The 21,983-nt window shown below is 71.3% G+C and carries 19 protein-coding genes and 2 pseudogenes; 10 read left to right on the plus strand and 11 right to left on the minus strand.

Annotation, left to right across the window (positions count from 1 at the left end; translation table 11 throughout):
- Positions 1-11 precede the first annotated feature (11 nt).
- On the plus strand, positions 12-1,697 hold the full coding sequence (locus tag B7P34_RS19730; protein WP_223268017.1) for an FAD-dependent monooxygenase: 1,686 nt from the start codon (positions 12-14) through the stop codon (positions 1,695-1,697).
- A 35-nt stretch (positions 1,698-1,732) separates the two neighbouring features.
- On the opposite strand, the gene B7P34_RS37555 is transcribed toward B7P34_RS19730, so the two are convergent.
- From B7P34_RS37555 to B7P34_RS19745, 3 genes are all read right to left on the minus strand, one after another.
- Entirely contained in the window at positions 1,733-2,422 is a 690-nt protein-coding gene (locus tag B7P34_RS37555) for a signal protein (protein ID WP_189382905.1), read from the minus strand.
- Positions 2,423-2,656: 234 nt separating this feature from the next.
- The gene (locus tag B7P34_RS19740; RefSeq protein ID WP_106678212.1) at positions 2,657-4,054 is read right to left on the minus strand and encodes a GntP family permease; all 1,398 of its coding nucleotides are present in this window, start codon (positions 4,052-4,054) and stop codon (positions 2,657-2,659) included.
- A 39-nt stretch (positions 4,055-4,093) separates the two neighbouring features.
- A complete protein-coding gene (locus B7P34_RS19745) occupies positions 4,094-4,609 on the minus strand; it encodes a gluconokinase (RefSeq protein ID WP_106678213.1) in 516 nt (171 codons plus the stop codon).
- A 128-nt stretch (positions 4,610-4,737) separates the two neighbouring features.
- Here B7P34_RS19745 and B7P34_RS19750 point away from each other — a divergent pair, with 128 nt between their 5' ends.
- Positions 4,738-5,439, plus strand: coding sequence for a FadR/GntR family transcriptional regulator (locus B7P34_RS19750; protein WP_106678215.1), 702 nt, complete (start codon positions 4,738-4,740; stop codon positions 5,437-5,439).
- A gap of 106 nt (positions 5,440-5,545) precedes the next feature.
- The gene (locus B7P34_RS19755; protein WP_106678217.1) at positions 5,546-5,737 is read left to right on the plus strand and encodes a hypothetical protein; all 192 of its coding nucleotides are present in this window, start codon (positions 5,546-5,548) and stop codon (positions 5,735-5,737) included.
- 45 nt (positions 5,738-5,782) lie between these two features.
- Here the strand turns inward: B7P34_RS19755 and B7P34_RS36790 are convergent, their stop codons facing one another.
- From B7P34_RS36790 to B7P34_RS19770, 4 genes are read right to left on the minus strand one after another with little or no spacing between them, the layout of a single operon-like run.
- On the minus strand, positions 5,783-6,085 hold the full coding sequence (locus tag B7P34_RS36790; RefSeq protein WP_146166862.1) for a hypothetical protein: 303 nt from the start codon (positions 6,083-6,085) through the stop codon (positions 5,783-5,785).
- Positions 6,078-10,871 carry a putative T7SS-secreted protein gene (locus tag B7P34_RS19760; protein WP_106678219.1) on the minus strand — a complete coding sequence of 1,598 codons (4,794 nt, stop codon included), beginning with the start codon at positions 10,869-10,871 and terminating at the stop codon, positions 6,078-6,080. Before B7P34_RS19760 ends, B7P34_RS36790 begins: the two co-directional genes overlap by 8 nt.
- Positions 10,871-11,503, minus strand: coding sequence for a hypothetical protein (locus B7P34_RS19765; protein ID WP_189382907.1), 633 nt, complete (start codon positions 11,501-11,503; stop codon positions 10,871-10,873). Before B7P34_RS19765 ends, B7P34_RS19760 begins: the two co-directional genes overlap by 1 nt.
- On the minus strand, positions 11,500-11,955 hold the full coding sequence (locus B7P34_RS19770; RefSeq protein WP_106678221.1) for a hypothetical protein: 456 nt from the start codon (positions 11,953-11,955) through the stop codon (positions 11,500-11,502). The genes B7P34_RS19765 and B7P34_RS19770 overlap by 4 nt, the downstream gene beginning before the upstream one ends.
- A 98-nt stretch (positions 11,956-12,053) precedes the next feature.
- On the opposite strand from B7P34_RS19770, the gene B7P34_RS19775 reads away from it, so the two are divergent.
- Positions 12,054-13,583 carry an amidase gene (locus B7P34_RS19775; protein WP_106678223.1) on the plus strand — a complete coding sequence of 510 codons (1,530 nt, stop codon included), beginning with the start codon at positions 12,054-12,056 and terminating at the stop codon, positions 13,581-13,583.
- Positions 13,584-13,631: 48 nt separating this feature from the next.
- Here B7P34_RS19775 and B7P34_RS38715 read toward each other — a convergent pair.
- Positions 13,632-13,964 (minus strand): annotated as a pseudogene (locus B7P34_RS38715) (ATP-binding protein); the annotation flags it as partial.
- A gap of 368 nt (positions 13,965-14,332) precedes the next feature.
- On the opposite strand from B7P34_RS38715, the gene B7P34_RS19785 reads away from it, so the two are divergent.
- The 6 genes from B7P34_RS19785 to B7P34_RS19810 all read left to right on the plus strand — a co-directional run bounded on the left by B7P34_RS19785 (position 14,333) and on the right by B7P34_RS19810 (position 19,297).
- Positions 14,333-15,064, plus strand: a complete 732-nt coding sequence (locus B7P34_RS19785) for a DUF5753 domain-containing protein (RefSeq protein ID WP_223268018.1) — start codon at positions 14,333-14,335, stop codon at positions 15,062-15,064.
- A gap of 10 nt (positions 15,065-15,074) precedes the next feature.
- Positions 15,075-15,263, plus strand: a complete 189-nt coding sequence (locus tag B7P34_RS19790; protein ID WP_106678225.1) for a DUF397 domain-containing protein — start codon at positions 15,075-15,077, stop codon at positions 15,261-15,263.
- Between the two features lie 224 nt (positions 15,264-15,487).
- A complete protein-coding gene (locus B7P34_RS19795; protein WP_106678227.1) occupies positions 15,488-15,805 on the plus strand; it encodes a hypothetical protein in 318 nt (105 codons plus the stop codon).
- Between the two features lie 29 nt (positions 15,806-15,834).
- Positions 15,835-16,251 (plus strand): hypothetical protein, encoded by a 417-nt coding sequence (locus tag B7P34_RS19800; protein WP_146166863.1) that lies wholly within the window; start codon positions 15,835-15,837, stop codon positions 16,249-16,251.
- Between the two features lie 130 nt (positions 16,252-16,381).
- Positions 16,382-17,677 carry a DUF1266 domain-containing protein gene (locus B7P34_RS19805; RefSeq protein WP_189382909.1) on the plus strand — a complete coding sequence of 432 codons (1,296 nt, stop codon included), beginning with the start codon at positions 16,382-16,384 and terminating at the stop codon, positions 17,675-17,677.
- A gap of 117 nt (positions 17,678-17,794) precedes the next feature.
- Entirely contained in the window at positions 17,795-19,297 is a 1,503-nt protein-coding gene (locus B7P34_RS19810; RefSeq protein ID WP_106678231.1) for an alpha/beta hydrolase, read from the plus strand.
- A gap of 15 nt (positions 19,298-19,312) precedes the next feature.
- Here B7P34_RS19810 and B7P34_RS19815 read toward each other — a convergent pair whose 3' ends face one another.
- From B7P34_RS19815 to B7P34_RS37560, 3 genes and pseudogenes are all read right to left on the minus strand, one after another.
- Positions 19,313-19,531: a hypothetical protein gene (locus B7P34_RS19815; protein ID WP_106678233.1), complete on the minus strand. Its 219-nt coding sequence runs from the start codon at positions 19,529-19,531 to the stop codon at positions 19,313-19,315.
- A 31-nt stretch (positions 19,532-19,562) separates the two neighbouring features.
- Positions 19,563-21,143 carry an acyl-CoA mutase large subunit family protein gene (locus B7P34_RS19820; protein ID WP_106678235.1) on the minus strand — a complete coding sequence of 527 codons (1,581 nt, stop codon included), beginning with the start codon at positions 21,141-21,143 and terminating at the stop codon, positions 19,563-19,565.
- Positions 21,144-21,394: 251 nt separating this feature from the next.
- A pseudogene (locus B7P34_RS37560) lies at positions 21,395-21,983 on the minus strand (hypothetical protein); the annotation flags it as partial.

A 21,983-nucleotide genomic window follows, 5' to 3' on the forward strand; every position in this document is an offset into this window, starting at 1 on the left:
AGGGGGATCTCGTGAACACTGCAGCAGCACCGACCACTACTGCCGCACTGGACATCACCGCACCGAACTCCGCCGCCTTGCCCGCCTCGGGCCCGGCTTCGGCGCCGGACGTCGAAGTGCTCATCGCCGGCGCCGGCCCCACCGGCCTCGTCCTCGCCATCGACCTCACCCGGCGCGGCATCCGCCACCGCCTCGTCGAGCAGGAAGCGCGCGGCTTCCCCGGCTCGCGCGGCACGGGCGTTCAGCCCCGCAGCCTGGAAGTGATGGACGACCTCGGGGCCATAGCGGCCCTGCTCGCCTCGGCCGGGCCCATCCCGCCCATGCAGTCCTGGGAAGGCACCGAGCGCGGGGCCGTGTGGCCCCTCGTCGAGCCCGGCGAACGCTCGCCCGGCACGCCCTACCCGGATGCGCTGATGTGCCCCCAGTGGCGCACGGTGGAGGTGCTGTACGAGCGCCTCGAAGAGCTGGGCGGCCGGGTGGACTTCAACACCGGCCTCACGGGCTTCACGCAGGACGAGGACGGCGTCACGGCCGAGCTGCGGCACGCCGACGGCACGGTGGAGACGGTCCGGGCCGGCTATCTCGTCGCGTCGGACGGCGGGCGCAGCGCCGTGCGGAAGGCGCTCGGCGTGCCCTTCGAGGTCGACGTCGTCGACCAGCGCCACGCGCTGATCGCCGACGTGCGGATGAGCGGCTTCGAGCGCGCGGGCGTCGACCGCGACCACTGGCACATGTGGACCACCGCCCCCGGCGGTCTCTTCGGCCTGCGCCCGCTGGAGCTCAGGACGGACACCATCCAGATCATGGCCTTCTGGTCGGACACGGCGTACGTGCCGGACCCGGCGCGCGACGCCACGCCGGAGGCCCTGGCCCGGCTCATCACCGAGCGCACGGGGCTCACCGGCCTGGTGCCCGAGGAGGTCATCTGGGCGTCGGCGTTCCAGCCGAAGGCCGGCATGGCCGCGCGCTTCCGCACCGGCCGGGTCCTCCTCGCCGGGGACGCCGCGCACATCCACTCCCCCGCCGGCGGGCAGGGCCTCAACACCAGCCTGCAGGACGCCTACAACCTCGGCTGGAAGCTCGGCGCCGTCCTGCGGCACGGCGCGCCGGACGCCCTGCTCGACACGTACGACGCCGAGCGCACGCAGGTGGCCGCCGACGTGCTGGAGCTGAGCACCCGCGTCCACGGGCAGGACCGCAGCGTCGGCTTCGAGCGGGGCATGTCGCGGCGCGGCAAGGAGACCCACCAGCTCACCCTCAACTACCGCACGGGCCCGCTGGCCCGCGAGCTGCGCCGGGATCTGCCGGAGGACGGGCTGCGGGCGGGTGACCGGGCGCCCGACGCGCCCTGCACCGACGCCTCGGGCGCACCCTTCAGCCTCTTCGACGCCTTCCGGGGCCCTCACTTCACCCTGCTGGACCTCACCGGGTCGGAGGCCGTGGGCGGGCCGGCCGCGGCGGCGGTGGCGGACGTGGAGTGGGTGCGCGTGTACCGGGTGGGCGGGCCCGCGCCCGATCTGGTCGACGTCAGCGGGCACGCCAAGGCCGCGTACGGCACGGGGCTGTTCCTGGTCCGGCCTGACGGCTATGTGGGGCTGGCCACGGATGAAGCGGCGGACGTACGGGCCTACCTGGCGCAGGTGTCGGCTCTGGAGCCGGTGCCGGCTCCGGCACAGGCTCCGGCGATACGGGGCTGAGCCGCCGCGGGCGGGCCTGGCGGTCGCGGACGGCGTCAGACCGCGTCATGGTTCGTCGCCGCCCCGGCCGCCGGGACCTTGAGGGTGTAGTCGACGGAGACGGCGAAGCGGCCGGAGGAGCCGCGGATCTCCAGGGTGTGGTTGCCGGGCTTCAGCGGCTCCGTCTGCACCCACAGCCCGCAGGCGTGGGTGCGGAAGGTCCCGCCGCCGTCGGTGAGCGGGTTGCCCTCCTCGGCGGTGACCCGTACGGGCGTGGCGTCGTAGCGCTCGGTCCGCAGGGGCTTGCCGTCGAGGGTGGCGGTGCCCTTGGCGGGGGCCATGAACTCGGAGCAGCCGGCCTGGTCGCTCATCAGGTTCACGAGCGGGAAGGCGAGGCGCCGGTTCGCGGGGACGGCGCAGGTGCGCTTGGCGCGCTCCCCGAAGGTCCCGGCCAGGAACCAGACGCCGCCGTCCTTCTGGCCCTGGGCGCACATGCTGCCGTCCCGGTCCTCGACGGGGTTGGAGCCGCTGGGGCTGGAGGACGCCCAGGTCCACCAGCGTCCCTGCAGGTCGGAGGGGGTGAGCGGGCCCGCCGCCGCATCGGGGGCCGCGGTGGCGGTGGCTCCGCCGTTCGGGGTGCTCTTCGCGTCCGCGTGTTTCGGGGCGGGCGTGCCCGCGCAGCCGGCGGCCAGCAGGGCGGCGCCGAGCAGCAGCGCTGCGGGGGCGACAGGTCTTCCAATACGCATAGGCGAACCCTAAGGTCCGATATGCCCATTAAGGCGTGAGCAACGCAGGGCGGCCAGGGCCGAGAGGAGCAACGGAGGGGGCGTACGGAGGAGCGGGGGGCGGCCGACAGTCGGCGGACCGGGCGGCTCGGCGAACCGACGCGCCGGCGCGCCGACGGCCGACGGCTCGGAGATCGGTGGCCGCCGGCCGTCGGCGCGGTCCGGAGAACTGCTGGCGTCAGGGGTGACGTCAGGTCAGAGAACCAGTGACAGCAGCAGGACCAGAACAAGAGAGACGACGGAGATCACGGTCTCCATCAGCGACCAGGTCTTGATCGTCTGGCCGACGTCCATGCCGAAGTATTCCTTCACCATCCAGAAGCCGGCGTCGTTGACGTGGCTGAAGAACAGCGAGCCGGCGCCGACGGCGAGGACGAGCAGCGCGGTGTGGGTCGTGCTCATGCCCTCGGCGAGCGGGGCGACGAGTCCGGCGGCGGAGATGGTGGCGACCGTCGCCGAGCCCGTGGCGAGCCGGATGCCGACGGCGATCAGCCAGGCCAGCAGCAGGGCCGAGACGGACCAGTCCTTGGAGAAGTCGAGGATCATCCGGCCGACGCCCACGTCGATCAGCGTCTGCTTGAAGCCGCCGCCCGCGCCGACGATCAGCAGGATGCCGGCGATGGGGGCGAGGGACTTCTCGACGGTCCCGGCGAGCCGGTCGCGGCCGAAGCCGGCGGCCCGGCCCAGCGTGAACAGTCCGACGAGGACGGCGGCGAGGAGAGCGATCAGCGGGGAGCCGATGACGTCGGTGACGCGCTGGACGTGGTTCTTGGGGTCATCCACGACGATGTCGACGAGCGCCTTGGCCAGCATCAGGACGACCGGCAGCATGACCGTGGCGACGGTGACGCCGAAGCCCGGGCGGCGCTCCAGCTCGGCCGAGGGCCGCTGGGGTATCAGCTTCTCGGGCGGGGCGATGTCCACCCAGCGGGCGGCCACCCGCGAGAACAGCGGCCCGGCGACCACGGCGGTCGGCACGGCGATCAGCACGCCGAGGGCGAGGGTCACACCGAGGTTGGCGCCGATGGCGTCGATGGCGGCCAGCGGGCCGGGGTGCGGGGGCACGAGGCCGTGCATGACGGACAGCCCGGCGAGCGCGGGGATGCCGATCCGCATCAGGGAGTGGTTGCCCCGCTTGGCCACGAGCAGCACCACCGGGATCAGCAGCACGATGCCGACCTCGAAGAACAGCGGCAGGCCGATGACGCCCGCGATCAGCACCATCGCCCACGGCATCGAGCGCGGCCCGGCCTTCGCGAGGATCGTGTCGACGATCTGGTCGGCGCCGCCGGAGTCGGCGAGGAGCTTGCCCAGGATCGCGCCGAGCGCGATGAGGACGCCGACGCCCGAGACCGTCGACCCGAGCCCTGCGGTGAAGCTCGCGATGGCCTTGTCCATCGGCGCGCCCGCCGCGGCCCCGAGCACCAGCGAGCCGATGGTCAGGGAGAGGAAGGCGTGCAGCTTGAGGCGGGTGATGAGGAGGACGATGACGGCGATGCCGACGAGGACGGCGATCCCCAGCTGTGCGTGACCCGCCGAGGTGATCGGTCCGGCGGGGGCCGCGGCCAGCATCTCGACGCTGAGAGTGCTCACGGGGCTTCCTTGGTGGAGGAGGTGGAGGGAGGGAAGGGGCTAGAGCTGCCTCAGGGCCCGGGCGGCCCGCTCGGCGATGACCTCCGGCCCGGGCGTGACGTCGACGTCGACGCCCGCCTCGTCCGCGCCCAGGGGTTCGAGGGTCGCGAACTGGGAATCCAGCAGCCTGGTGGTCATGAAATGGCCCTTGCGGGCCGCCATGCGCCCGGCGATCAGGTCGTGGTCGCCGGTGAGGTGGAGGAAGACGAGCCCGGGCGCGGCGGCGCGCAGCCGGTCCCGGTAGGCCCGCTTGAGCGCGGAACAGCTGACGACCCCGCCACGGCCCGCACGGCCCGCGGCCCACGCGCCGATGGCGTCGAGCCAGGGGGCCCGGTCGGCATCGTCGAGCGGGGTCCCGGCGGACATCTTGGCGATGTTGGCGGCCGGGTGGAAGTCGTCGCCCTCGGCGTAGGGGACTCCGAGGGCCTCGGCGACGAGCGGTCCGACGGTGGTCTTGCCCGTGCCGGCGACGCCCATCACGACGACGACGCGGGGATGTGCCGGACGGCTGCTCATCGGGGCCTCACTGTCTTCATTGACGGGGGTGTGGCCACACTGAAACGCATTACGTACGACATATTCAAGCCCCTGTGACTCAAACGTCATACTTAATTTGCCGCGGGCGGGGATCGTAGGCTTGCCCCATGGAAAACCAGGGGCAGGGGCTGCACGCGCGCGTGCTGGAGTCCCTCGGGCCCGCGATCACCTCGGGCACGTACCCGCCGGGCAGCGTCCTGCGCACGGACGAGCTCGAACAGCGCTTCGACGTCTCCCGCACGGTCATCCGGGAGGCGATACGCGTCCTGGAATCCATGCACCTGGTCACCTCCCGGCGCCGCGTCGGCGTCACGGTCCGCCCCACCGAGGAGTGGAACGTCTACGACCCCCAGGTCATCCGCTGGCGCCTCGCCGGCGCCGACCGCCCACGCCAGCTGCGCTCGCTCACCGTGCTCCGCTCGGCCGTCGAACCGGTGGCCGCCGGGCTCGCCGCCCGCCTCGCCACGCCCGAACAGTGCGAGGAGCTCACCCGGCACGCCCTCGGCATGGTCGCCACCTCACGCGGCCAGCAGCTCGGCGCCTATCTGGTCCACGACGTGGCCTTCCACCGGGTGATCCTGCGCGCCTCCGGCAACGAGATGTTCGCCCGCCTGGGCGACGTCGTCGCCGAGGTCCTCACCGGCCGCACCGAACACCAGATCATGTTCACCGACCCGGACCCCGCCGCCGTCACCCTCCACGTCCGCGTCGCCGAAGCCGTACGCGCACGCGACGCCGCCCGCGCCGAGGCCCTGACCCGCGAGATCACCGCGGGCGCGATGGCTGAACTGGACATCCTCGCGCCGTAACGGGCCCATGGCGGGGCCGTGACGGGAGTGTCGCGGGCGCGCCACAAAACCACAGAGGTGCGACAAAATGATCGCCATCTCGAACGACCGTCCGTAGCCTGATCCCATGCGCCACGAGAACGACCACGCCCGGGATCGCGACCACGAAGGCGAAGACCAGCCCGTCTTCATCCGCCAGCGCTACGGCACCCGCTGGGTCTACAACCACCGCAACCCGGTGGGCCTCGCCCTCATCATGATCGTCCCCATCGTGGCCATCGGAGCGCTGCTCCTGATGACGCGGGGGGCGGGGCGGTAGAGGCCGGCCCCTGATCCACGCAGCGCGCGAACGCCTCACCGGTCATCAGCCTTGCCTCGCGACAGATGAGACTGTCGCGTCAAGGCGCAACTGAGATGCCATTGGCCCACACAAATTAACCTTCGCCACGTGCGGCGCATCAAGGATATCGGTACGGAAATCATACCGCTCGATCCATTCCAGATTCAAAGCTGATCGCGCCCCCGCTTCGGCGCCACCAGACATCGAGAAGACCATACCCGGATGCGCCGTCCCGGAAAGACAGCGGACAACACAGACCACCCCTTCCGCATTCACGGCAACGATCTCCAGGATTTGCAGCCGAACTTCGCCGACACCTTCACCCATGACGGTAGGCCTCCAATATGAACCGGTCAATTTGATCAGGAGACAGCTTTGGTATGTCTCGCAGAAGTTGACTCAAGTCGCCTATTCTGATTCTCCTGGGTACGTCGACCCCCATGGCACTGAGGATCTCACGAGCCTTGGCAGCAGGTATGGCGAAGCCGGCCCGCCGAGCGAGCTCCGTCGCGGGAAGCTCGACAGCGACCTCCGCTTCCGCGGGGATATAGCCCCTGTGGGTGGGAATTCCCTCAAGGGAACTCCTAGGGATACCCAGGACGACACTTTCACCAAACTCTTCCGAATGCGTCGCGAACACTGTGGCGACCCCAGGGTCCGATGACGTGGGAGTAATACCCATCTCCTGCGTTCCCGGACTCCCCTCGAAATTCGGAGTGGTACCCCGGAACAGATGGTCGCCATGCTCATACTCCGGCGCAAGTCCCAGCGGGTCCGTCCACGTGTGGGGATTGTGGACGTAAGCCGCAGGATTGGGAGCCGGGGCCAGGCCCAGGGGATCCGGAGAGGCATAACGGGCCGATTCCGGGTCGTAGTGGCGGTGGTAGTTGTAGTGGAGGCCGGTTTCCGGGTCGAAGTACTGGCCCGGGAAGCGGAGGGGGGTGTACGTCGTGCTGTCGCGTGACCATGCCGTCGTGCCCCACAGGGTGGAGCGGGTGCGCCACGCCGTGCGGCCCGTCTCGTCGATCAGTTCCGTCGGCGTGCCGACCAGGTCCGTCACGATCGCGAAGAACCGGCGGTCCACCTCGTGTTGGGGCGCGTCCGCCGCCGAGATGCGTTCCGTCTGGGATATCGGGTGGAGGCCCTGGTAGTCCCAGGTCAAGGTGATGGGGTTGGGCAACCCCACTGCCGTGCTGGTTTGTTCAGCAAGTTTCGCGCCGTCCCACGTGAAGTCCACGCGTTCCGCCACCTCGCCCGTCGCCGACAGGCGTTCCTTGGATATTCGGCGGCCCAGTGGGTCGTACGCGTAGCGCCAGCGCGTGCCGTCCGGAGTCACCACCGACCTGAGGCGGTCCTCCGCGTCCCATTCGTAGCGCCATGTGTCGGGTTTACGAGACAGGCGCGTCTTCTGGCGGACCACCACCCGGCCCTGCGCGTCGTGCACGTAGCGGATTCCGCCCGCGCGCGTGATGCGCGTGCCCGTGTACGTGCGCGCGCCCTGCGCCTCCGCGCCCGGGTGTCTCGCCGGCCACTCCGCCTCCGTCTGGTTGCCGGCCTCGTCGTAGGCGTACCGTTCCTGCCAGTTCGCCGCGCTGACCGTCGTGACGCGGCCCGCCGCGTCCAGCTCGAAGGTGCGGGAGCCGTTCATCACGTCCGTGATGCCGGTGAGGTGGCCGTCGCGGCGGTAGGTGTAGGCGCGGTGCTGGAGGAGCTCCTCCCCGGCGCCCTCCAGGCCCTGGGAGACCAGGCGGCCGACCGCGTCCCACGCCGACGACAAGGTCAGGCCCTGCCCGAAGCGGCGCGCCACCTCCCGGCCCGTCGCGTCGTGTTCGAGGCCGAAGACCTGCCCCGAGGCGGTCAGGGAGGCTCGCCGCCCCGCCGCGTCGTACGTCCACGTGCTCACCGCCCCGCCCGGCGTCACCCGGCGCGTGCGCCGCCCGAGCGCGTCGTACGCGTAGGTGAGCGTCCGGCCGTTCGTCGTCTCGGACTTGACGCGGCCGAGCCGGTCCCGGCTGTAGACCACCGTGGCGTCGGGGCCGCACGCCTCCGTCAGACGGCCCGCCGCGTCATGCACGTACGTCGTCTCCGCGCCTGCCGCGTCCTTCCGTACGACACGCCCCAGCACGTCGTGCTCGTACGTGATCGTTTCGCCCAGCCCGTTCGTACGGGATACGAGCCGCCCCGCCGCGTCATGCGTGTACGTCAGCGTCCGGCCGTCGAAGTCGGTCTCGGCGGCCGGACGCCCGGCCGGGTCGTAGACGTAGTCCCAGGTCAGGCCCTGCGGGTTGGTGACACGGGTGAGCTGGAGGAGGGTGTCGTGCGTGAACTCGTGGCGCACGCCGTCAGGGCCGGTCCGCGCCGTCAGGACGTCGAAGGGCCCGTACTCGTAGCGCGTGACGCCGCCGAGGGCGTCCGTGTGCGTCGTGCAGTTGCCCTCGCCGTCGTACGTCCAGCGCTCCTCGGCCCCGTCGGCGGCGATGCGGCGGGCGAGCCGCCCTTCCACCGTCCACGTCAGGCGGGTCGTGGAGCCGAGCGGGTCGATGACGGTCGTCACGCGGCCGAAGGAGTCCCGGCGGTAGCTGGTGACGGCGCCCAGCGGGTCGGTGATCTCGACGGGCAGGCCCGCCCTGTTGCAGGTGATGCGGGTGGTGTTGCCGAGGGGGTCCGTCACGGACGCGAGGTTGCCGAAGGCGTCGTACGCGTAGCGCGTCTCCGCGCCCGAAGGGTCGGTCGTCGATGTGCGGTTGCCGGCATCGTCGTAAGCGTGGCGCCACACCGTTCCGTCCGCGCCGGTCGTCGTCCCGGGCAGGCCGAGGGCGTCGTACGTGGCCGCGATCCGCTTCCCGTCCGGACGGAACACCTCGGCCAGGCGACCCTCCTCGTCGTAGCGGAACTCCGTCCTGTGGCCCAGGGGATCCGTGCGCGAAAGGAGACGGTTGTGGCGATCCCAGGTGGACTGCGTCGTGGCGCCCGAGGGGTCGGTGACGGCAATGATCTGCGAACGCCGGTTGATCGTGTAGGCAGTCGTGTGGCCGAGCGCGTCGGTCACCTTGGTGACGCGCAGACCGCTGTCCGGGTCAGGGGCTCCGTACGCGAGGGTGCACCGCATGTGCCCCTCTGTCCCCGACTCGAAGACGCAGCGGTCCTGATCGTCGTACGCGTACGTGTAGTGCGTACCGTTCCGGTCGGTCCACGACGCCATCCGGCCGCGCTCGTCGTAGCCGAAACGCAGCGGCTGCCCCGAGGAGTTGACGACCTCCGTGAGGCTCCCCGCCTCGTCGTAGCCGTAGCGGATCAGCTGCGTGTCATCCGCCAGGTGCAGGGCGGTGATGCGGCCCGCCTCCGCGTCCGTGGTGATGCGGATGCGGTAGCCGCCGGAGTGGGCGAGCGCGGTGGGCGTGCCGCCGGCGTCGTACTCGTACGTGATCCAGTGGCCGTTGCGGTCGGTCAGCTGGTGCAGGAGGGCACGCCCGCTCTTCCCTTCGGAGCCGAAGGGGGAGAAGTGCCTGGTGTGGCCGCGTTCCGGGTCGGTCACGCTGTACGTGCCGTCCTGCTCGATCGCCAGCGACCACCGCGGGCCCCTCGCCGGCAGCGTCGGCACACCGGCCACCGGATGCGGGTACTCCAGCAGCCGCCCGTGCTCGTCGACGAAGATCACGCCCTCGTCGTCGATCTCCAGGCGCTGGTCCATGGTGCTCGCCCACGACGGGCCGAACCACCGGCCGGAGACGTAGCCGGACTTCACGTGCCGGGAGAAGACGACAGGGAGCGCGCCGGGGAGCGTGACGTCCGTCTGGGGGAGGAACATGCGGCCCGTCGCGATGTCCACCGGGTCGGTCTTGCCGGTCTCCACGTTCTGCGGGTCGCCATTCGGCTCCTGCCGGCTCTCCCGCGCCGCCCGACGCGCCGCGCTCTCCGCCCCCTCCTCACCCGCTCGCGCCCCGGCCCGAGCCCCCGCCCGCGCCCCGATCTCCGCCCCTTCCCGCGCCGCCCCCGCCCCGAAGCGGGTGCCCGCCCCCGCGACCCCGCCACTGGGCAGGGAGAGGAGGAAGTTGCCGAGGAGGCGTCCCCCGGCCTCGGACGGGTCCGATCCCCAGCCGGGGCCGAGCAGGGCGCCCGGAATGCGCTCCGGGTGGGACGCGAGGGAGACGAGACCAGCAGCCGTGTTGCTGACGCCGTTGAGGTACTCCGCGGGGTGGGTGACGTTGTACGGGTCCAGCGGGTTCATGCTGCGGCCGAACTTCACCAGGTCCGTACCGGCCCGGAAGACACCGCCGCCGAAGTGGAGCAGCTCGACCTGCGCGCCCTGCGCGAAGTCCTCGGCGTCGCCCTTCATGCGGGTGTGGAAGGCCGGCTCCCGCGGGGCCGCCCCGACCGCCTTGTCGATCTTCGCCTTGGCCTCGCCCGCCGCCGTGTCGCGCTGCTTGCGCGCCTCGTCCAGGACGCGGTGAGCCTCCTTGATGTCGGAGGCGCCGGGGTCGTGGAAGTCTCCCGGCCGCTCGCCCGGGTCCTTGCCCTCCTTCAGCTTCGCGTTGTACGCGTCGACCTTGTCGTTGTAGGCCTTCGTGGCCGTCTCCGTCGCCTTCTTGCCCTGCTTGTAGAGGCGGATCGCCTCCATCGCCTGCTTCTGCGCCCAGCGGACGGTGTGCGCGTACGAGGCGAGCGCGTTCGCGGCGTCCTCGCAGGCGTCGGCTGCCTGCGCCCACTTCTTCGGCTCCGGCGCGAAGTGGGTGTCGAAGCCCTTCGCGCCCTCGCCCTTCCACTCCCCGGAATGGACGCGCTGAAGCCCGGAACGAGCCGTGTCGAAGGCCTTCTGGAAGGCGTGGAGGTGCTTGGCGGCGGCTTCGATGTTCCCCGGCTCGCCGTGGATGAGGCCGAGCGGGTTCTCGGTCTGCCCGAGCTGCTGTTCCTTGACCTCGGCGCCGAGTTCCGAAGCCGCGCGGTCGCCCAGGTACCGGACGGCGAGCGCCTCGTCGTGCGCGCCGACCTTGTCGAGGACCTTGGCGGCCTTGCCCGCGCCCCACTCGACGGCTTCGCCGGCCTTCTTCTCGACCTTGTGCATGCCCTTTTCGGCGAGTTCGCCGACGGCGTCGAGCGGGTCCCAGATGCCCATCAGCCGCCCACCTCGGGCTCGCCGGACTGCGGGTGCCGGCCGCCGTCCAGCTCGTCGGCGAGCTTGTTCGCCGCGTCCGTGCCCTGACGGCCGAGCGGGCCCTTGCCGAAGCCGTTGCCCGCGCCGGTGGAGGCGTCGCGGAGGGTGTTCGCCCAGACCTGGCGGCTGTTCTCGCCGGCCTTGCGGAAGGATTCGGCGCTGTAGTCCGGGTTGCGGAGGTCGTTGACGGGGTTGTCGGCGAGGATCTCGCTCATAGACCTCTTCTCGACGTCCTCCTCCATGAGGTGCGGGTTGCCCATCGCGGCGTTCACGCCCACCTTGAACGAGTCCCGGATGTACACGTCCTGCTCGTGGTAGTAGCCCGCGGCGAGGCCGACCCGCTCGGCGAACTGGCTGCCGTCGTGGACCAGGGCGCGCACCCCCCAGTCCCACCGGTTGCAGAAGGTCTTGAAGGCGGCCGCCAGCCCCTCGTGCCCCAGTTCCACTCCGCTGAGGGCCAGTTCGTCGAAGCCGCGGCCCACGGCCGCCTCACCGGGCGTGCCGAGGGACTTCAGCTCGCCTATGGCCTCGTTGATGCCCTTGGCGATGTTGGCGAGCGCGGCGGAGTCCGCGGCGAGGTTCGGGTCGTTCACACCGCACTCTCCGTGTCCGCATCCGTGTCCGCGTCCGTGTCCGCGTCGACGTCCGCGTCCACGGCGTACGCGTCCGGCACGATCCCGGCCACCGGCGGGAACAGCACGGGCTGCGGCCCGCCGACATCGAGCGCGACGCCCGCCGGTACGCCGACCGCCGGCACGACCACGTCCAGGAGCCGTGCGCCCAGCACGGTGCGGTACGTCCAGTCGGTCGTCCCGTCCGTCGTCCCGTCCGCGCCCTGGGCGAGCGCGAACCGGCCGAGCGCCGCCTCGTCCGTGAAGGCGTGAATCCACCGGATCCCGCCGTACTCGGCGGACCACAAACCGTCCTGACTGTCCGACGGCACCAGCACCGCCGTGCGCCGGAACCAGCCGACCAGCGCGGCCGGCCGCCCCTCCTCCGCGTACAGTGCGCGGATTTCGTCCGTCAACGCCGACGATGACGTCACTCTCGCCTCCCCAAGCCAGAGGAAGGGTACAAAATGAGGCCAGAGGTGCACTCACGGTATTCGGAGCGAAGAGCTTCGAACCACGGGGGAGGGACCGGATGGCAGACACGCCAGAGACGCCAGAGGCGCCAGACAGGGCAGACACCACGGGCTTAACGGACCTGACGGACCTGACGGACAGTGGGCTGGTCGCCCAGGCACAGGCACTGGCCGCGGGCGACGTCTCCTCGCGCGAGCTCGTCGAGCGCGCGCTCGCCCGCATCGCGGAGACACAGCCCCTGCTCAACGCTTTCCGCCGCGTACGGGCCGGGGCCGCACTCGTCGAAGCGGACGCGGCGGACCGGCGACTGTCGGACGGCGAACGAGCCCCGCTGCTGGGCGTCCCCATCGCCGTGAAGGACGACGTCGACGTCGCCGGGGAGCCCACCGCCTTCGGCTGTGCAGGCGAATTCCCGCCGAAATCCGCCGACAGCGAGGCCGTACGGCGGCTCCGCGCCGCGGGCGCGGTCATCGTCGGTAAGACGAACACGCCCGAGCTCGGGCAATGGCCCGTCACGGAAGGCCCGGCGTTCGGCGCGACCCGCAACCCCTGGAGCACGGAGCACACACCCGGCGGCTCCTCGGGCGGCGCCGCGGCAGCCGTCGCCGCGGGCCTCGTCCCGGCCGCCCTCGGCTCGGACGGCGCCGGCTCGCTCCGGATCCCCGCCGCCTGGACACACCTGGTCGGCATCAAACCGCAGCGCGGACGCATCTCCACCTGGCCCGAGCCGGAGTCCTTCCGCGGCATCACCTGCCACGGCCCCCTGGCCCGTACGGTCGCCGACGCCGCGCTCCTGCTCCACGCGGCGAGCGGCAGCCACGCCGGGGACCTCCACCGGCCGCGCCCCGTCGACGTCCTCAGCGCCACCGACCGCGACCCCGGCCGGCTGCGGATCGCGCTCTCCCTGCGTCCCGCCTTCGCCGCCGCCCGCCAGCGGCTCGACCCCGAGGCCCGTTCCGCGACCCTCCGCATCGCGGAACGGCTCGCCGCCCTCGGCCACGAAGTGGTCGAGGAAGAGCCGCGCTACGGGCTGATCGGGCTCACCTTCGTGCCGCGCTCGATGTCCGGTGTACGGGAATGGGCCGGGCGCGTCCCCGACCCCGCCCTGCTGGACGCCCGCACGAAGGTCAACGCCCGCGGCGGGCTGCTGCTGGGCGGCGGCATCCTGCGCGTGGCGAGGGCGGCGGAGGAGCCGCTGCGGCGGCGCGTGGGAGAGATCTTCGACCGCTTCGACGTGGTCCTGACCCCGACCACCGCGGTCCCGCCGCTGCGCATCGGGGACCTGACCGGCCTGTCCAGCAGCCGTACGGACGCGGCGATGATCTCAGCCTGCCCGTACTCCTGGCCCTGGAACGTCCTCGGCTGGCCCGGCATGAGCGTCCCGGCCGGCTTCACGGCCGCCGGCCTGCCGCTGGGCGCCCAACTCCTCGGCCCGGCTCACAGCGAACCGCGGCTCGTCTCACTCGCCGCGCAACTGGAGGCGGCGGAGCGGTGGTTCGAGCGCCGGCCCGGGCCCGTCGGTGACGTGGCTGCGGGTGATCGAACACCAGACAGCCTTGGACGCCCCGCAGGTGAAGCCGTGGGGTGAGGAATAGACCCCCCACCTGTCGGCGAGCGAACGGACGAGGGCCAGACCGCGGCCGTCGACGTCGTAGGGGTGGGGGTTCGACCGCGGTGTCGGTGGCAGATCCTCGGTGTCCCACGCCGTCAGCGTGAGCACGTCCCACTGGGACCAGGAGATACGGAGTTCCGCTTCGTCGACGGTGTGCACGATCGCGTTCGTGAGCAGCTCACTTGCCAACAGTTCTGCCCGCGCGGCGAGTTCGCCGAGCTTGTGGGCTGTGAGCGCGGCCCGGACGGTGCTGCGCGCGAGGGGGATCGCGCGGGCATCGTTCGGCACGCGCAGCCGGTATTCGAACGGCTCGATCTCAGGAGCGGCGGGAGCGGGCTTCGGGGCAGGCAGGAGCATGTCGCCTCCGGCGGGGTGGGGTGAAGTGATCGCCTGCCCGGTGTCATTGCCGGGGCCCGCGCCTGCGTGGGGGCAGGGCGGGGCGGTGCGCTTCCGGGTGGCGGTGAGCTCACGGTGTGAGCTGCGCGACACTCAACGTAGGGTGCTAAGTAGCACCCCTGCAACAGGTTCGGAGGAGTTCGCCCGTAGGGGTGTGCCGTGGCATCGTGACGACCGTTGACGCCTCAAAGCAGGGAGAGTTGGCGCATGCCGCCCAGGAACAACCCGACCGCCCGGCAGGTCCGGCTGGGCACAGAGCTGCGCAGGATGCGCGAACGGGCAGGTATGAAGGCCGGTGAGGCGGCGCGCCTGCTGGGGGGGTGAGCCCCATGCAGATGAGCCACATGGAGACGGCTCGCCTCGGCGTCGGCAGAGAGCGCCTACGCGCCCTGGCCGCGCAATACGGGTGTGCCGACGTCGCGTACGTGGATGCACTGGCCGCCATGACGGGGCGCCGGGGCCCGGAGTGGTGGGAAGAGTTCCGGGATTCAGTGGCGCCTGCGGCCTTGGACCTTGCCGCGCTGGAGTGGTACGCGAAGGGTGTGCAGGGGTTGCAAACCGTGCACATTCCCGGGCTGCTGCAGACCAGCGCCTACACGCGCGCTCTGTTCAGCTACTTGAGCCCTGACGCCATGCTGACCGAGCTCGACGCCGAGGTGGAATTCCGCCGACGCCGTCGTGTGATCCTGGAACGCGATGCTCCTGCGCCGTACTCGGCGATAGTTCACGAGGCGGCACTGCGCGTGCTGGTCGGTGGCCGGGACGTCGCCCGGGAGCAGCTCGATGCCCTCTTGGAGCAGTCCGAGCGACCGGGCGTGACCATCCGCGTCATTCCGTTTTCCGCCGAGGGCTTCGCGGGAATGGGCTACTCGATGCTGTACGCAACGGGCCCCGTTCCGCAGCTGGACACCGTACAGATCGACCACGTGCACGGCAGCGTCTTCCTGGACGCCGAGGAGCAGCTTGCCCACTACCGGGATCGCTGGAGAACGGTCGAGCGCTCGGCCCTGGGGCCCGAGGAGACGCGAGATCTCATTCGTCGCGTCGCGCGCGAGCTCTGAGGGGTCAGCGATGAGCCAAGTAACGTGGCAAAAGTCTTCCTTCTCCGGCAACGGCCCCGGTAACGACTGTGTCGAAGTGGCTGAGGTGCACGGTGCGGTGGCAGTCCGTGAGAGTGACGACCCCAGTAGATCAATAACAGCCTCGTCGGAGTCATTCGCCGCGCTGATACGCACGCTCAAGGCGGGCGCCTTCGGGTGACGCCCGCGTGGCGGGGTGCGGGTTCGCGGGGCGGCTTCCCCCTTCGGCGCGGAAATCCACCGGCCGGTCAGGGTTGCGCGGCATACAAGCGGGCCCACAATCTCACACGCACCCCCTCCCGAGACGACCCGAGGGATGAAAGGCGCATGAAGAGCTCAGGATGCCGTCAGCAACGGGGAAGGTTTCGGCGCGATCCCCGCCTTCACCACGGAAGTAAGGTAACAATGGAGCGAATCCGCGTCACCGATTTCCACGGCAAGCCCCAGAATTACATTGCCGAGCTCGACGTCACGACAGATTATCTCGAATCCCACTGGGGCGCCCACGATGTCTCCATGGATGACCTCGGGCCATGGTTCACCTTCGCGTTCACGCTCCCCAGCGGGACCTTGGCCGCCTTGGTACGCGAAGTCGAGAACGCACCGAACCCCGGATACATTCTGACGGCCATCGGCAAGAACGGACTCCCGGGCACCCTCGAAGAGTTCCTCGCCGAGTCAGGCATCTCCGCGGACCGGGTGACCCGTCGAGGATTCGAATAGCCGAAAGGACCGCCGGGTTCGATTCCCCCATGAAGAGCTCCCATTTCTACAGAAGGTTCTCCCGCGTCACCGAATCTCCCCTCGGCTTTCCCGTTCCCGCCGATGCGAGGTACGCATCGGCAGCCCGGATGCGGGAGCTGACGGAAGCAGCGCGCCGGAAGGGGTTCAGCAGGAAGGGGCCCGGCGATGACGAGTCGTGCGCGCCCGGGTTCATCGTGGTTCCGTACCACCCCGAGTCCTCCCCGGAGGCCTGCTGGATGTGCTTCGTCTTCGCACTCCCGCCGGAAGGCGCAGATCCCGGCATCCCCGGCCGCGCGCTCGGCGGTCCGTACCGGCTGGACATCGCGGTGCGGGACTTCTACTCACTCGCGAAAGCCGGAAGGAAGACTCGCGACCTCTTCCTTGCGCGCCTCGTCTGGAAGGCGGCATCCCGGGCGGAAGACTGACCGCGTCCTCGGCGACGCCGCGACCACGGTCACCCCGGCGACCGGCTACGCATGGTGCATCACGCGACGCAGCGCCCACGGGCATGGTGCCCCTCAGCCCCGCACTCCACAGTCGATAAAGTTTTCGACCATGGACATGGTGAGCACCGGGGAGGGGTCCGTCAGCGTGTCGCCACCGGCCATGGCACCCCCGTGGACCGCGCCGAGCGAGATCGAGCGCCGGCTGTACGAGGCGAAGATGCGCGGCGACTGGCCCGCCTTCTTCGATGTGCTGGCCGGCACCGATCTGTTCCTCGCCGTCTCGCGGCGGCAGGCAGACTCGGCTCCCGACTCCGTGTTCTTCACCCCGTACTGGAATCCGCAGACGAACACGCAATGTCTGGCGGTATTCACCGAGGGGATGCTTCCGGTGCCGGTCCCCGACCCGGTGTTCGTCTCGCGTTCCTTGGAGTGGTACGGCCGCGCCTGGCAGGACGCTGATCCGCCGTTCCTGGCCGTCAATCCCGGCAGTCCCTGCGAGGCGTTCCTGCCGACGACGCCCGCTCACCGGGCCGTCTGGCGGCAGCATCACGAGCGCGCCCGAAGCGCCCTCGGTGCCTGCGGGCACGGGCACGCGCACTGCGGCCGACTGCGTGCTCTCCACGTCGGCGGTCCTCTGCACGGGCCGGTCGCCCACGGGCTGGCCTGTGCGGCGCTGCTGTTCGTGAAGAACGGCGAGTTGTGGAACGCCATGGCCTATCACGGCTCGGGCTATCACCACGAGCGGTACCGGCTGGAGAAGTTCTGGGACGTCACCAGCCGCGAGAGCTGGTACCGCGCCCAAGAGCAGCTGCTCAACGCGGACATGGTCAGTGATGTATGGCAGTTCGTCCTGGGCGTCCGGCACGCGCTCGCCCGGGATTTCGCGGGCGCCGTCACCGTCGAGCACTGGCGCGAGAGCGCCGAGCGCGTGCTGCGGCGCAGGATCGAGGAGGCCGGGGAGGCTCGGATCACGCCCGAAGGGGTCACCCGGGGCCGGGTCGTCTCGGCCGCCGAGGCGGAGTCCCAGGTCGCGGGCGTACGGCGGATGATTGGGCGCATCGCCCGCTACGAGGCCCGCTTCCGCGCGGACGGACTGCTGCCGGAGGGCGCCTACATCCGTACGACGGAGGCCTGGGACTACGGGCGGGCTTCCGGCATGGCCCGCTGGGGGCTCGGGGCGCGTTTCTGTACCTTGGAGGAGGCCGAGCGGGCGGTGATCCGTGCCGGTCGTGCCGCGCAGTCCGCCTACCGTTCATGGGAGGACTTCTCCGCCGGCTTCATCCTTGGGCGGTGCCTCCACTTCGACGAGGAGGAGTTCGGCAGCTGGTACCAGGAAATGGTCGACGCTCACCGCGTCCTCACCACTGACCCTGCCAGCCCCTGGCTCAACATCCCCTGGAAATAAGCAGGAAGCCCCGACGTCACCCTGACATCCAGCCCCTACGGGTATGGCTATCCCCACCTCTCGGAAGGGAGTTGGCCTCATGGGCGAGCCGACGCACCGTCAGCCAGCCTTGTCCCCATGAGATCCCGTACCCGCACCGCCGTGATCGTCGCCCTGTCCGCCGCCGCCTGTGCCACCGCGCTCGCCGTTCCCGCGCAGGCCGCCTCCTCGCCCGCCGGCTCTCCCGCCCTCAAGTGGCACGCCTGTACCGCCGAGGGCAGCGCCCCCGGCAGCGAGTGCGCCACGCTTCCCGTTCCCCTCGACTACAGCAAGCCCTCCGGCCCCACCGTCGACATCGCCGTCTCCCGGCTCCGGTCCGACCGGCCTCACGCCCGGCGTGGTGCGTTGCTGTTGATTTCCGGTGGGCCCGGGGGGTCGGGGGTGCGTGATCTCGCCCGTGACGGGGAGAAGGTGCGGAAGGCCACCAAGGGGGCGTATGACATCGTGAGTCTCGATCCGCGCGGGGTCGGCGGCAGTACCGCCATCGACTGCGGGATCGACGAGGACGACCGGCAGATGCTCAACTTCCGGGCCTGGCCGCGCCCCGACGGCGACATATCCGACGGTGTCGCCCGCTCCCGCCGCGTCGCCGAGGCCTGCGCCCGTAACGGCGGGGACGTCCTGCGCAGTCTCACGACGCGCAACCAGGCGCGGGACACGGACCGGTTCCGCGAGGCCCTCGGCGAGAAGAAGCTGTCCGCCGTCGGCGTCTCGTACGGCACGTACGTCGGTGCCGTCTACGCGCAGATGTTCCCCGAGCGCACCGACCGCTGGGTGCTGGACAGCAGTGCGGACCCCGATCCCGCCCGCGTGGCGCACGGCTGGCTGAACAACATGTCGGGCGGCGCCGACGACGCCTTCCCCGACTTCGCCCGGTGGGCCGCCGACCCGGCCCGCGGGAAGGACCGGCTGGCCGAGCGGGCCGAGGACGTCCGGCCGATGTTCCTGGCGCTCGCCGCCGAGCTGGACCGCAAGCCCCGTACGTTCAAGGACACGGGCCACGCCTTCACCGGCAACGTGCTGCGGCAGGTGCTGCAGATGAGCCTGTACGGGAAGGAGCGCTACCCGACCGTCGCCGGGCTGATCCAGGCCGCCCGCAGCGGAGGCGACGGGCCGGTCACCGCGCCCGACCCCTTCCCCGAGCCGCTCTCGCAGCGCGACGCGGCCGTGTTCGCCGGCATCGTCTGCAACGACGTGGCCTGGCCCCGCGACCCGGCCGCGTACCGGCGTGACGTCGCCGTGGACCGCGTACGCCATCCGCTCACCGGGGGCATGCCGGCGTCCATCACCCCGTGCGCGTTCTGGAAGGACGCGCACGCGGAGAAGGCCACCCGCATCACGGACCGGGGCCCGTCCAACATCCTCATGGTGCAGAACCTGCGCGACCCGTCCACGCCCCACCGCGGAGCTCTGAAGATGCGCGAGGCCCTCGGCGACCGTGCCCGCCTCGTCTCCGTGGACGCCGGCGGCCACGGCGTGTGGCTCGACAGCGGCAACGCGTGCAGCGACCGTGTCGTCAGCGAGTTCCTGGTCACCGGCGAGCGGCCGGCCCGGGACACGGTCTGCCGCGCCGGGCACTAGTCAGAACAGCACTAGTCAGAACAGCTGCTGCTGGCCGTCCATCGGCGGCTCCTCCGGGTCGAACAGCCGCGGTTCCGTCGCCAGCAGCGGCGCCGAGCGGCGCGAGCCCGGGCAGGACACCAGCTCGTACGAGAAGGCGGGGCGGCGGCCCGGCGGGTCGTGGCGGGCGTAGCGGCCGCCGACGACGGCGATCTCGCGAGTGCATACGGGGCAGGCGCGGCGGGGAGCGGACATACCCTCCAGTGTCTCTTACGGAAGACAGTGGTCAGAAGACGTCCGCCGGGACGTGCGTCCCCCACACCTCCCTCAGCGCGTCGCACACCTCCCCCACCGTCGCCCGCGCCCGCAGCGCGTCCTTCAGCGGGTACAGGACGTTGTCCGTCCCCGCGGCGGCCCCGCGCAGGGCGGCCAGCGCCGCCTCCACCGCCCGGCCGTCCCGCTCCGACCTCAGCCGCGCGAGCCGCTCCCGCTGCCGGGCCTCGATGGCGGGGTCGACGCGCAGCGGTTCGTACGGCTCCTCCTCGTCGAGCCGGAAGCGGTTGACGCCGACGACGACGCGCTCGCCGCTGTCGGTCTCCTGGGCGATGCGGTACGCGTTGCGTTCGATCTCGGCCTTCTGGAAGCCCTGTTCGATGGCGGCGACCGCCCCGCCGCGGTCCTCCACGCGGGTCATGAGGTCCACCGCGGCCGCCTCGACCGCGTCGGTCAGGGACTCCACCGCGTACGAGCCGGCGAAGGGGTCCACCGTCGCCGTCACGTCCGTCTCGTACGCGAGGACCTGCTGCGTGCGCAGCGCCAGCCGGGCGGCCTTGTCCGTCGGCAGGGCGATGGCCTCGTCGAAGGAGTTGGTGTGCAGGGACTGGGTGCCGCCGAGGACGGCCGCGAGGCCCTGGACGGCGACGCGCACGAGGTTCACCTCGGGCTGCTGGGCGGTGAGCTGGACGCCGGCCGTCTGGGTGTGGAAGCGCAGCATCTGCGACTTGGGGTCGCGGGCGCCGAACTCCTCCTTCATCACCCGCGCCCAGATCCGCCGGGCCGCCCGGAACTTGGCGACCTCCTCCAGCAGCGTCGTGCGCGAGACGAAGAAGAAGGACAGGCGCGGGGCGAACGCGTCGACGTCCATGCCGGCGGCCACCGCCGTGCGGACGTACTCGATGCCGTTGGCCAGGGTGAAGGCGATCTCCTGCGCGGGCGAGGCGCCGGCCTCGGCCATGTGGTAGCCCGAGATCGAGATCATGTTCCACTTGGGGAGCTCGGTGCCGCAGTACGCGAAGGTGTCGGCGACCAGCCGCAGCGACGGCTTCGGCGGGAAGATGTACGTGCCGCGGGCGATGTACTCCTTGAGGACGTCGTTCTGGACGGTGCCGGTGAGGCGGTCCGCGGGGACGCCCTGCTCCTCGCCCACGAGCTGGTACATCAGCAGCAGGAGCGCGGCGGGGGCGTTGATGGTCATCGACGTGGAGACCTCGCCGAGCGGGATGCCGCCGAAGAGGACCCGCATGTCCTCGACGGAGTCGACGGCGACGCCCACCTTGCCGACCTCGCCGCTCGCGACGTCCGCGTCGGAGTCGTGGCCCATCTGCGTGGGCAGGTCGAAGGCGACGGAGAGGCCGGTGGTGCCGTGCGCGATGAGCTGCCGGTAGCGGGCGTTGGACTCCGCGGCGGTGCCGAAGCCCGCGTACTGGCGCATCGTCCAGGGCCGGCCCGTGTACATCGTCGGGTACACGCCCCGCGTGTAGGGGTACGCGCCGGGCTCGCCGAGCCGCTCGGCGGGATCCCAGCCGGCGAGGGCCTCGGGGCCGTAGACGGGCTGGAAGGGCAGGCCTGATTCGGTCGACCGGGTCATGGGATGCGACGCCTCCCGCTCTCCGCTGCGGAGCGGCCTCGGTTGCGGACGCTTACGGACGTTTGCGTACGTTCCTCAACTACGGACGTTTGCATACGTTCCTCAACCGGACTCTAGCGGCGGGGCGGCGAGAAGAAAGGGGGGCGCGGGCAGAGCCGGGGGAAGAGCCCCGCCCGCGCCGATGCGCAGGAGCCGACGGTATGGGGGGAACTCCGGCTCGTGCGCAGCCGATGACCAGTCGGCTTCACTTCCTACAGCGCCGCGGGGTCGGAAAACGTCACACCCGGGGCCTGAGCGCCGAAACCCGTACTGCTCCGGACGGGCGGCACAAGGCGGAATACTCCGTTCGGACCGCCGTTCCCGCCGTCGTCGCTGCCGTCGCCGCCCTTGCCGGAACCGGTCCGTCCGCCGGTGAGCCCGCCGGATCCGGTGACCGTGCCGGAGCGGGCCGCGTCGTCCGCCTTGACCAGGCGCTCGCAGAAGGCGCGCAGGTCGACGGCGCTGCCGATGCCGGCGGCGCGCTCCAGCGTGCGGACGTCGTCCTCGTCGACGGCGTTGCCGCGGTTCTTCTGGGCGTCCAGGTAGTCGCGGCACATGCGGACGGCCCAGGCGCCGCCGGGCTTCGCGGCGTCGCCGCGGCCGTTGTCGTCCTTGTCGCCCTTGCCCTTGCCGGGGCGCGGCGACGCGGACGGGGAGTCCGCGGGCTCGTTCCTGTCGCCGGGCGTACGGCTCCTGCCCGCGCCGGGCGCGGAGCTGCCGGACCCGTCCGGGGTGCCGCTGCCGCTCGGGCCGCCGCCCCGGCCGCGGGACGGCGAGGCGCCGGGCGCGCGGCGGCCGTCC

Source organism: Streptosporangium nondiastaticum (assembly GCF_003011965.1).
Lineage (GTDB): Bacteria > Actinomycetota > Actinomycetes > Streptomycetales > Streptomycetaceae > Streptomyces > Streptomyces nondiastaticus.